At 65.0% G+C, this 10,540-nt stretch carries 10 protein-coding genes and 1 pseudogene; 7 read left to right on the top strand and 4 right to left on the bottom strand.

The window, feature by feature from the left end:
- Positions 1–400: type 1 glutamine amidotransferase domain-containing protein (locus AC1DSN_RS12530; protein WP_477330934.1), on the top strand; the 400-nt coding region annotated here is incomplete at its 5' end.
- On the opposite strand, the gene AC1DSN_RS12525 is transcribed toward AC1DSN_RS12530, so the two are convergent.
- Positions 397–1,194: a family 1 encapsulin nanocompartment shell protein gene (locus AC1DSN_RS12525; protein ID WP_213947595.1), complete on the bottom strand. Its 798-nt coding sequence runs from the start codon at positions 1,192–1,194 to the stop codon at positions 397–399. The genes AC1DSN_RS12530 and AC1DSN_RS12525 overlap by 4 nt on opposite strands.
- Positions 1,187–2,230 carry a Dyp-type peroxidase gene (locus AC1DSN_RS12520; RefSeq protein WP_477330932.1) on the bottom strand — a complete coding sequence of 348 codons (1,044 nt, stop codon included), beginning with the start codon at positions 2,228–2,230 and terminating at the stop codon, positions 1,187–1,189. The genes AC1DSN_RS12525 and AC1DSN_RS12520 overlap by 8 nt, the downstream gene beginning before the upstream one ends.
- Positions 2,231–2,365: 135 nt before the next feature.
- Here AC1DSN_RS12520 and AC1DSN_RS12515 point away from each other — a divergent pair, with 135 nt between their 5' ends.
- Positions 2,366–2,926 (top strand): DUF1003 domain-containing protein, encoded by a 561-nt coding sequence (locus AC1DSN_RS12515; RefSeq protein ID WP_063572465.1) that lies wholly within the window; start codon positions 2,366–2,368, stop codon positions 2,924–2,926.
- A 6-nt stretch (positions 2,927–2,932) separates the two neighbouring features.
- Here the strand turns inward: AC1DSN_RS12515 and AC1DSN_RS12510 are convergent, their stop codons facing one another.
- Together AC1DSN_RS12510 and dhaL are read right to left on the bottom strand one after the other, a co-directional pair.
- On the bottom strand, positions 2,933–3,421 hold the full coding sequence (locus AC1DSN_RS12510) for an OsmC family protein (protein WP_477295113.1): 489 nt from the start codon (positions 3,419–3,421) through the stop codon (positions 2,933–2,935).
- A 12-nt stretch (positions 3,422–3,433) separates the two neighbouring features.
- Complete coding sequence (dhaL, locus tag AC1DSN_RS12505; RefSeq protein ID WP_477295111.1) at positions 3,434–5,146, bottom strand: dihydroxyacetone kinase subunit DhaL; 1,713 nt, start codon at positions 5,144–5,146, stop codon at positions 3,434–3,436.
- Between the two features lie 228 nt (positions 5,147–5,374).
- Between dhaL and AC1DSN_RS12500 the strand changes: the two genes are divergently transcribed.
- The 5 genes and pseudogenes from AC1DSN_RS12500 to AC1DSN_RS12480 form a co-directional block, all read left to right on the top strand.
- Positions 5,375–5,719 (top strand): carboxypeptidase-like regulatory domain-containing protein, encoded by a 345-nt coding sequence (locus tag AC1DSN_RS12500; protein ID WP_082879130.1) that lies wholly within the window; start codon positions 5,375–5,377, stop codon positions 5,717–5,719.
- Positions 5,720–5,825: 106 nt separating this feature from the next.
- Positions 5,826–6,344 (top strand): RNA polymerase sigma factor, encoded by a 519-nt coding sequence (locus tag AC1DSN_RS12495; RefSeq protein WP_213947599.1) that lies wholly within the window; start codon positions 5,826–5,828, stop codon positions 6,342–6,344.
- Positions 6,337–7,494, top strand: coding sequence for a FecR family protein (locus AC1DSN_RS12490; RefSeq protein WP_477295108.1), 1,158 nt, complete (start codon positions 6,337–6,339; stop codon positions 7,492–7,494). The genes AC1DSN_RS12495 and AC1DSN_RS12490 overlap by 8 nt, the downstream gene beginning before the upstream one ends.
- Before the next feature lie 110 nt (positions 7,495–7,604).
- Positions 7,605–10,076, top strand: a complete 2,472-nt coding sequence (locus AC1DSN_RS12485) for a TonB-dependent receptor (RefSeq protein WP_477330930.1) — start codon at positions 7,605–7,607, stop codon at positions 10,074–10,076.
- A pseudogene (locus tag AC1DSN_RS12480) lies at positions 10,073–10,540 on the top strand (histidine-type phosphatase); the annotation flags it as partial. The gene AC1DSN_RS12485 and the pseudogene AC1DSN_RS12480, both read left to right, overlap by 4 nt.

Raw genomic sequence — 10,540 nt, 5'->3', positions numbered from 1 at the left:
CTTCTATCCCGGCGGTCATGGCCCGATGTGGGATCTCGCCGAAGACCCTGCGTCGATCGCCCTGATCGAAGCCTTCTACAACGCCGATAAACCCGTCGCCACCGTTTGCCATGCACCCGGTGTCCTGCACCACGTGAAGTACAAGGGCGAGCCGATCGTCAAGGGCAAACGGGTGACGGGATTCACCAACGAAGAGGAAGAAGAGGTGGGACTCACCAAGGTGGTGCCCTTCCTGGTCGAAGACGAGCTGATCCGTCTCGGTGGCAAGTTCGAGAAGGTCGCCAACTGGCAACCCTTCACCATCACCGACGGCCACCTGATCACCGGGCAGAACCCGGGATCGTCGACCGTGACCGCCAAGGCGTTGCTCGCCTTGATGGCCACGTTGCAGAAAGCCTAGGCGGTGAGACTTACCGATGCTTCGGTGGTCAGCGACAGGAACGTAAAAGTCTCCTGCAGATACAGGCGAACGTCCTTCGCGTCGTGCGAGTCGTAACCGATCGAGACGTCCTGACCCAGGTGCAGCTCAAAGTCGCCTCCGCGGGCCGTGGTGAGTACGCCACCCTCGATCGCCGGTGCCCAGACGATGCCGCCATTGAGCATGGCGTGCAGCTCACGAAACACGGGGTAGCCTTCGTCGGTTGCCCCGTTGAGATCCGCATACGCCTTGGCACCGATGGCCAGCTTGTAGGGACCGTTCACGCCCGCAAGGCGTAGTTCGTTCAGGGCCTGCGCGACCGCTACCGGATACGCCGTGAGGTCGGCCGGCAGCGCGATCGCCTTGTTGCTGGTCGTGTTGCGGATGCCGGCGATGCCCGCCGCGGCGTAACCGTCAAAAACAGCGCGATCTTCCGCGAAGGCCAGTTGCTTGGCGGCATCCTTCAGCGGCTGAAGATCCGGATCGTTGGAGCCGCGCGCCACATCGTCCAGATCCTGTCGCGAAAGGACGAACGGCACACGCAGCTCCACCATTGCCGCCACCTGGCGCTGCCGCGCCTGGATGCCGTCGTTCGGTGTCTCGATGCTGCGCGTGTGCCCCGTACCGACGCCGGGATAGTCGTAGCCCTTCGGCCCGACGACATCGACGATACGCCGTGCCGCCATGTATTCCTTCAGCGTGCGCTTGGCTTCGTCTTCGATCTGTTCCCAGGCACCGCCGCTGATGGGTGCGAGTTCGCGAAACAGGTTATTCATGCGTGTTCTCCGTCTTTAGCGAACCGATACCGAGTGAACCATCCGATGCGCGTGGGGTGCTGTCTTGTCCGTTCGCATCGTTCTGGCGGCTAGCCTGTGCCGCCGGTGCGTCCGGGATGCCGTCGAGGAACGTCGCCGAGGGCACGAAGAACAGGCTACCGGTCACTGCCGTGCTGAAGTCGAGCAACCGGTCGTAGTTGCCGGGTGGCTTGCCGACGAACATGTTGGTGAGCATCTGTTCCGTGCGCGCCGGTGAACGGGCGTAGCCGATGAAATAGGTGCCGAACTCGCCCTTCCYTACCTCGCCGAACGGCATGTTATCGCGCACGATGTCGAGCTCGACGCCGTCTTCCACGATGGAGGTGAGCACGTTGTGCGCGTAGGACGGCTTCACCGCGTCGTCCAGTTCGATGTTGGTCTGTTTCTGCCGGCCGATGATGCGTTCCTGGGCCTCGACAGGCACGGCGTTCCAGCGCTTCAGGTCATGCAGGTACTTCTGCACGATGACGTAGCTACCGCCAAGGAAAGCGGCATCTTCGTCACCAATTACCGCGGCCTCGATGGCATCGGCGTCCTGCGGATTCTCCGTGCCGTCGACGAAGCCGATCAGGTCGCGGTCGTCGAAGTACTTGAAACCGTGCACCTCGTCGAGCGTGGCGACCGCGTCGCCAAGGCGCGACATGATCTGCGCGGCAAGCTCGAAACAGAGGTCCTCACGCGTCGCGCGGATGTGCAGGAGGATGTCGCCGGGCGTCGATACCGCGCGGTGCACGCCGTTGATTTCCTTGAACGTGTGGAGCTCGGCCGGGCGCGGTCCGGCGAAAAGGCGATCCCAGGCCTCCGAGCCGAAACCCATCACGCACGTCAGCCGGCCGTCGAGGTCGCGAAAACCCACGGCCCGCAGCAGGCCGGCGAGATCGCCGCAGAGCGAGCGCACTGCCTCTTCGGCGCTGTTACCGGGATTGACCTTGAGGACAAGGAAGATGGCCGACCGCGTAAGCGTGGCGACGACGGGTTGCGCAACGACGGTAGCCACGAAGGGCTCCTTTCCACGGAAGGATGTAAAGCGGTCATTCTCGTCCGAGCCCATGCCAACAGACAAGACATTGCGGAGCCAGGAGGGTAATTTCAGCGCATTGCCGTGACATCACCTATCGCCCGGAGCAAGCTCATGAGTCACCTACCGCCATTCGATTACCTGACCTCGTCCGCACGCTGGTTCGGCACGGAAGGCGCCAAGCTCAACCAGACCGCAAGGCGCGTGCTCGAGCGGGCCACCCGCCGGGTGACGGTCACCGAAGATATCAACCAGCGCCTGGACGCCAAGAGCACCTATGGTCAGCGGCTCGCCGACAAGGTCGCGGCGTTCGGCGGCTCATGGACCTTCATCATTATCTTCGTGGCCATCCTGGTCGCGTGGGTGATCTTGAACAGCCTGCTGCTTGGCCGGACTGCCGTCGATCCGTACCCCTATATCTTCCTCAACCTGATGCTGTCCATGCTCGCCGCGTTCCAGGCGCCGGTCATCATGATGAGCCAGAACCGCCAGTCCGCGAAGGATCGCGAGATGGCCGCGTACGATTACGAAGTGAACCTGAAGGCCGAGGTGGAGATCCTGGCCTTGCACGAGAAGCTGGATGCGCTTCGCAACGAGCAGGTCATGCAACTCCTCGCCCAACAGCAGGCCCAGATCGACCTGCTCACCCGGTTGATCAAGGAAGGCGACCGATAGGACGCCTCAGGCGTCCATTTCATCGCACGCCTGCGCCATCGCACCGGGATGCGTCTGGTCGCAGGGGCGGTTGGGAGTCACCGGCTCGGTCTTCGGCGCAAGACGCGTGACGATGTCCGCACCGGCGCTCAATGTCTTGCCCACCGGGCAGCGATCCGCCATGGCGAGCAGGCGCGCTTCCTGCGCTTCGTCGAGCGAGCCTTCGATATAGAGCGCTCGCTCAAACGTGTCACGACCAGTGATCGCATCACGGCGATGCGTGACCGCCACCTGCACGTCGGTCAAGGCGAGACCCTTGCGCCGCGCATACAGGCCGAGCGTCATCGCCGTGCAGGCGCCCAGAGCGGCGCTCAGCAGGTCGTACGGCGTCGGCCCCGAGGCGAGGCCGCCCATGGCCAGCGGCTCATCGACGAAGAACGAAGGACCCTGTGCGCTCACCCGCACCTGGAACTCCCCCTGGCCGGTAGGCTGGACGATGACGGGTTGGGACGTCATGGATGGCGCTCCTCAGGAAGCCGAGCCGATCGACTCGAGCCACAGCGCCACGGCGAAGGCGCCGGGATCCGCGTGGCCCAGCGTGCGCTCGCCCAGATAGGACGAACGGCCCAGTCGCGGTCGCATCTTTTTGGTTGCCTCGACACCGGCATGCGCCGCATCGATCGCCGCCTGCAAGATCGCCGGCGGGGCGTCGCCACGTGCGATGGCGGCATCCAGCGCGTCCGCGGCAGGGATCAGCGCGTCGAGCATGGTGCGATCCCCCGCCTTGCCGCCGCCCAACGTCTGCACACCGTCGATGCCCGCGCGGAAGGCCGCGGCCCAGGCTTCCGGCGAATCCGCCTCGTCGCGCTCGGCGAGATGGCTCGCACCGCGCACGATGAAGGCGGCATACAGCGGACCGGAGGTGCCGCCCAGTTCACGACGCAGGATCGAGGCAATCGCCTGCAAGGCCGCGGCCGGATGGTCCTTGTCGAGTTCGGGAACCGCCGCGTCGATGCCTCGCGCACCGCGCGCCAGACTGAGGCCGATGTCGCCATCGCCCACGACGGCATCCAGTTCGGTCAGTTCGTGCTCCGCCTTCTGCAAGGCAGCGGTGATGGCACGGAGCGCGGCCGTGAAGCTCGCCGAACGCCCGGCTTGCTTCCAGGCGGGTCCCGCGGACAATGCGGCCTGCTTGGCCGTGCGTGCCTCGACGCTGGAGGCCTCAGTCACCGGATGGGTCGGGGCGCTCCAGGCACCCGCTGTCGCGGGCGCAAGCAGGCGGTCGCGACGTTGTTCGTCCAGCCGCATCAGGCTGAGCGAACAGCCGGGCATCTCCAGTGCTGTCAGGAAGGTGCCGACCTGCACCATGGCAACCTCGATGTTCGCCGCAGCCAGCCGCTTGAGTGCGTGACGGGCGACGATACCCAGTTCCTGCACGGCCGTGCCGCCGAGGTTGTTGACGAGCAGCGCGACACGTTCGTTTGCCCGAAGCTTGCTGCGCTCCAGCAACCGGTCGAGCAAGGTATCGAGCATCGCATCGGCCTTGGCGATCGGGCCGCGCTTGGCGCCTCGCTCGCCGTGGATGCCGAGGCCGTATTCCACTTCGGTATCGGAAAGTTCGAAGCCCGGCGTGCCGGCGGCAGGCACGATACACGCGCCCAGCCCCAGGCCCATGGTGAAGACGGCATCGATCGCGGCCTGCGCCTCCTGCTTCACCTCGGCCAGCGAAAGACCGGCTTCCGCAGCGGCTCCTGCCACCTTGTGCACGAGGACCGTGCCGGCGATACCACGAGCACCGACCGCGCCGTCGCCGGTATCCAGCGCGACATCGTCAGCGACCACGACCAGGTCGACCGTGACGCCGGTGGCGCGCGCGAGCTCGGCCGCCAGGCCAAAGTTGAGCCGGTCGCCGGTGTAATTCTTGACGATGAGCAGGACGCCGCCCGGGCCGGCGACGGCGAGAATCGCCGCGAGTACGGCGTCGACGCTGGGCGAGGTGAAGACTTCACCCACCACGGCCGCGGTGAGCATGCCCTGGCCGATATAGCCCGCATGAGCCGGCTCGTGACCAGCGCCGCCGCCTGAAATGAGGGCCACCTTCCCCGAGGCGGCATGCTGTGCGTAGTCCCGACGAAGCACGACGTTTTCGCCAGCGATGCGGGTGAGTCGGTCATCGGCGAGGACGAGGCCCTCGATCATTTCGCTGACGACGTGCAGGGGATCGTTGATGAGTTTCTTCACGTATCGTTCCTCGAGGCAGGTTCACGAACGCGCCCGACCGGGGCCGGGCAAGTGCCGGAAGTCTGGCATACATTGCCGCCGCCCGGCGTTGACGCTGCATGTCATTGACGTGATCATCCATTGATTCCGCCAGGGCAACATAGTCTTGCCATCAGGCGCGCTTTCTTGCGCGCGCGGTTTCAAATAAAACCTCAAGGGTCTACCCACCGTCCGAAAGAAAGGAGTTCCATGAAGAGCATCGGCTATCGTACGTTCCTGCTGGGCGCCGCCGTGACCCTGTTCGCCACCGCCACCGTACCCACGCATGCCCAGGGCACCACGGCCAGCATGTTCGGCCAGGGTCCGGCCGGTGGCGTCGTCACCGCCAGGAGCGATACCGGCGCGCAGCGCCACGCGACCATCAGCGACAGTGGCCGCTACAAGATCGCGCCGATCCCCATGGGCACCTATACCGTCACCCTCGAGAAAGACGGCAAGGTGGTGGACACGCGCAACAAGATCACCCTTACCGTCGGCAAGGGCGCGGAGATCGACTTCGCGTGCGAGAACGACAAGTGCGCGGCCGGTAGCTGATCCCTTCCGCCATGGTTGTCCGTCAGGGCTGCCCGACTCCCGGGCGGCCCTGACGTAAAGCTGAAACATTCGGTCCCTAGCCTGTCGGCATCACCCTGGAGCCGACGTGTCTGCCGAGACGCCGCAAAGCTGGGCGCGGCTGCTGGCCGACAAGGGTCCCACCCTCGCCAACTATTTTCTTCGTCGTGTCTCGCATCGCTGGGACGCGCAGGACCTCGTGCAGGAGGTCTACCTTCGGCTGCTCCGGTCGGGCGACGCGAGTGCCGGCACGGTGCGAAATCCCGAAGCCTATCTGTTCACCGTTGCCGCCAACCTGGTGAAGGAGCACGCGCAGATGCAGCAGCGCGCTCCGATCAGCAGCGAGGGCCTCGAAGAGGTGATCGAGCGCCTCGCCACGCCTTGCCGCGCGGGGGCCGATGTCGATCGCGCGCTGCGTCGCCAGCGCCTGGCCACGCTGATCGGCCGCCTGTCCCCCAAGTGCCGCGCCGTGCTGGTGATGCACTACCGCGACGATCTCTCGTATCGGGAGATCGGCGAACAACTTTCGATCTCGCCGAACATGGTGAAGAAGTACATCGTCAAGGGACTGGCTGCATGCCGGCAAGGGATGGCACGTTATGAATGACCGGCGCCTCACCGAGGAAGCGGCCACCTGGTACCTCGACATGCAGGAGTCGCCGGACGCGCGCACGCAGGCGCAGTTCATGGGCTGGCTACGCCGCTCGCCGCAACACGTGGCGGAGTACATGGCGATGGCGCAGATGCATGGGGATATGCGCGCCGCCCTGGCAGCGGAGGGGATGACGGTCGAGGAGTTGCGCGCGCTTGCGGCGAGTGAGAGCTCGGTGGTTGCGCTACGTGGAGGTGTGGGCCGGGGCGTTGCTCGCGAGCAGCCTTCGCCGATGAATCGGCTCCTACCGCAAGCGGCGGCAGAGGCTCCTGGTAGGAGCCGATTCATCGGCGATCCCCGCCCGCGACAGCGTCGCGCGGGTGCCGTGAACTGGGCGGCAGCGGCGGCAGTCGTCCTTCTGCTCGGAGGCGGCCTTACCGCCGCATGGCCTTCGCCCGCCGAACCGGGTATCCGGTACGCCGCCGGCATCGATGTCCGCGAAGTCACCCTCGACGACGACACGGTCGTCCAGCTCTCGCCACAGAGCGCCATGGTGGTCAGCTTCGGTGCGGATGCACGCCACATCGAGCTGTTGCACGGCAGCGCCTCGTTCGATATCGGCAAGGATCCCGCCCGACCCATGAAGGTCACCGTGGGTCGCCAGCAGATCGACGACATCGGTACCGTGTTCGACGTGCAGCGCAACGACGGCGCGGCGCAGGTGACGGTCGTCAGTGGACAGGTATCCGTGTGGAACCTGCCGTCGCCGTGGATCGCGCGGATCCGTACTCGCCTGACGGGTACGTCCACGCCACGGAATCGCATCGTGGACCTCCACGGCGGCGAGACGGCCCGTGTGGACGGGGATGGCCATCTTGCCGGACACGGTCCGGCAAACGTGGCAACGGCAACGCAATGGCTACCCGACGAGATCCGCTTTCATGACGCGACGGTGGCCGAGGTCGCCCGTCGTTTCAACGCCTATTCAACGCGCCCGCTGATCGTGGACGACGCCGAGCTGGGACAGAAACGCATCAGTGGCGTGTTCCATGCGCGCGACCCCGATGCCTTTATCGCCTATATCGGCAGCCTGCCCCAGGTGCATGTGGAAAGGAACGCAGACCGCATTCGCTTTGTCACCGCGCACGGCGTCAGGCGACTGTAAGAAAAAATTCATCGAATGACGGGTACCCGGTGGCGCGCGGCGGGACTCTTAGATGGGGTCGGACAGCGATGACTGTCCTCAGTGACCCTCCATCCAAGGTATGTGACGCCATGCGCAATTCGCTCGCCCTTTGCATCGCCCTCGCTATCGCGGGCACCCCCTTCGTACCCACGGCGGCGTTGGCGGCCACGCAGCCCATCGACGCCATGCCACTGGCACAGGCGCTCGATCGATTCGCGCACGAAGCGGGCTGGCAGGTCGTCTACGGCGCCGAGGTTCCCGACGGCTTGCGCAGTCACACCGCTCCCGGCGGCGTGCCGGCCGCCGAGCAGCTGTCCGCGCTGCTGGCAGGTACCGGCATGACGTACCGCTTCGTCACCCCGACCACGGTGACCATCGTGCCGGGAAACGTCGGAGCCGGCCCGGCGCCGGCAGCAGCGGCACTCCCCGCGATCGACACCCGTGACGAGGCGCAGAAGCTCGCACCGATCAGCGTTCACGCCAATGCCGTGGATACCCTTGCACCGAGCGCTGCGCCGCTCGACGCTACCCAGCCTACCTCGGTGATCGACGAGCGATTCATCCGCGACGGACTGCGCTTCAATGCCAATTTTGACGACATCATCAAGTACGCCCCGAGCGTGACGGTCACCTCGCCGGAAGGTCCGGGTCTGGGCAAGAATGAAGGCATCAGCATCCGCGGATTCCAGGATGGCCAGTTCAATATCACCTTCGATGGCATCCCCTTCGGCGACGCCAGCGACCTGCACCACACCACCTCGGCATACTTCAACAACCACGTACTCGGCCAGGCGGAAATCGACCGCGGTCCGGGCGGCGGAAGCACGCTCGGCAATGCGACGTTCGGCGGCACGGTGGCACTGCGTTCACGCGATCCTTCGGACGAGCCGGGTATCACGCCGTACCTCACGTTGGGGAGCTGGAACACGCGCGCCGGTGGCGTGACCGCGGATGAAACGGTGGGCAACACGCGGGTGTTCGCGGACATTTCCAAGGAGTCGAGCGACACCTACCTCAAAGGCACCGACGACAAGCGCGACCATGTCTTCATCAAGACGATCAGCCAGCTGGGCGACGTGACCAGCCTCACCTTCGTCACCAGCTACAACCGCGAACACCAGAACACCGTGCAGGGCGCGACGAAGGAGGAGATCGACCGTGACGGGTGGCGCTTCGGGCTCGGTAACGATCCGACCGTGCAGAACTACAAAGGCGCCAATAACGCGGCCTACTATTCCAGTTTCACCTATGTCGGGCTGGCCAGCCAGGTGGCCGGCTGGGATGTCGACGATAAGCTGTACCTCAATACCTTCGATCACTGGGCGCGCAAGACCGCCGACGCTTCGGACATCGATCCCGCCGACAACGGTGTCACCTTCTACGACGCGAAAGGCAAGAAGGTCGCGACATCGAAGACCGACCTGCCGGGCAAGCTCGCCGATTCCGGCTTCCATGCCTTCGGCAACGTACTTCGCCTCGGTCGCGACCTGGGTGACGGCACGCTGCTCACGGGTATCTGGCTGGAGCGCAGCCTGGATGCGCGGTACCAGTATCCAGTCGACCTGACGACCGGTGCGAAGACGGGCACCAAGTATGGCCCTGTCGACAACTACCTTCTCGACGATCGCACGGACACGGTGCAGCCTTATCTTCAGTACGACTGGAAGGTGACCGACGCCATCACCGTGAGCCCGGGCGTGCGCTACTCCGAGGTGACGCGAAGCATCGACGCGCCGCTGAACAAGGTGTCACCGCCGGTGCCGCTCAGCGCCGAAGCCACTTACCACGCCGCCCTGCCATCGATCAGCGTGCATGATCGCCTCAGCGACTCGTGGAGTGCTTATGCGCAGGCGGCGGAGGGCTTCCTTGCGCCGCCGATCGATGTGATCCAGGTCAACGGCTCGCACAGCCTGCAACCGGAGAAGACGAAGAACTACCAGCTCGGCACGGCTTATGCGTCAAGCAAGCTCACCTTCGGCGCTGATGTCTACTACATCAACTTCTCCAACTTCATCACGGAAACCCAGGTCACAACCGACAACGGCAACGAGGACACCTTCATCAATGGTGGCGGCGCCATCTACAAGGGTGCCGAAATGGAAGCCACCTTCGCCCTTACGCGTGCCTTGAGCCTTTACGGCAACGCCAGCTACAACAAGGCGACCTACAAAGGCAGCAGCGTGCAGGTCGCCGGTACGCCCAAGGTCACGGCAGCCCTGGGTCTGCTCTACAGCAACACCAATGGCTACTTCGGTTCGCTGATGGGCAAGTTCCTTGGCCACCAGTATGGACTGGACAACACGACCGATGACGCCGGTAATATCCAGTTCGCCAATGACCAGCGCATCGCCGGCTACTTCAGCGTCGACGCCGCGGCAGGCTACCGGACGGACAAGGGCCCGGCAGGCACCAAGGGCTACTCGATCAGCGTCGACGTCAATAACCTGTTCAACGTGCACAAGCTCACCGGCTACGCAGGGACGCAGGCGGTGAGTGGCGATCCGCTCTACTTCGGCCTGCCTGRCCGCGGCATCTTCCTCGACCTGTCGGTGAAACTATGAGACGCGCGCTCGCACTGCTCTTCTCACTCGCCGCGGCGACGGCATGCGCCGCCCACGCGCCGTCTGCCGAAACCACGCAGATCGACATCGTGCTGATGCGCCACGGTGTCCGATCGCCGACCAAGCCTGCGGAGACCTATGCCGCCTATGCCGAGGGCGAGTGGCCGACGTGGCCGGTCGCGCCGGGCATGCTCACCCTGCACGGCCACCAGGGCATGACGGCCATCGGGGGACGCCTTCGCCGGCTACTCCTGGACGACGGCACGATCGCGGCAACCTGCCCCGAGCCGGCATCGTTCGTGGTGATCGGCGACAGCACGCCGCGCAACCTCGAGAGCGCCGGTGCGCTCGTCGCGGGTCTGGCACCGGGATGCCACGGCTCCTTCCTCGCTGTCGCGGGAGCAGCGAACAATCCGCTCTTCCACTTCGTCAAGGACACGGGCAAGGGCAAGGCAGACGAGGAT

The organism is Luteibacter sp. P4_D7_3 (assembly GCF_056401735.1).
Note: the sequence above shows the minus strand (reverse complement) of the source record. Positions and strands in the feature narration are given on the sequence as shown.

Coding starts and splice junctions, on each gene's coding strand:
- AC1DSN_RS12525 (WP_213947595.1), bottom strand. CDS start 1,194: ATGAATAACCTGTTTCGCGAACTCGCACCCATCAGCGGCGGTGCCTGG.
- AC1DSN_RS12515 (WP_063572465.1), top strand. CDS start 2,366: ATGAGTCACCTACCGCCATTCGATTACCTGACCTCGTCCGCACGCTGG.
- AC1DSN_RS12510 (WP_477295113.1), bottom strand. CDS start 3,421: ATGACGTCCCAACCCGTCATCGTCCAGCCTACCGGCCAGGGGGAGTTC.
- AC1DSN_RS12500 (WP_082879130.1), top strand. CDS start 5,375: ATGAAGAGCATCGGCTATCGTACGTTCCTGCTGGGCGCCGCCGTGACC.
- AC1DSN_RS12490 (WP_477295108.1), top strand. CDS start 6,337: ATGAATGACCGGCGCCTCACCGAGGAAGCGGCCACCTGGTACCTCGAC.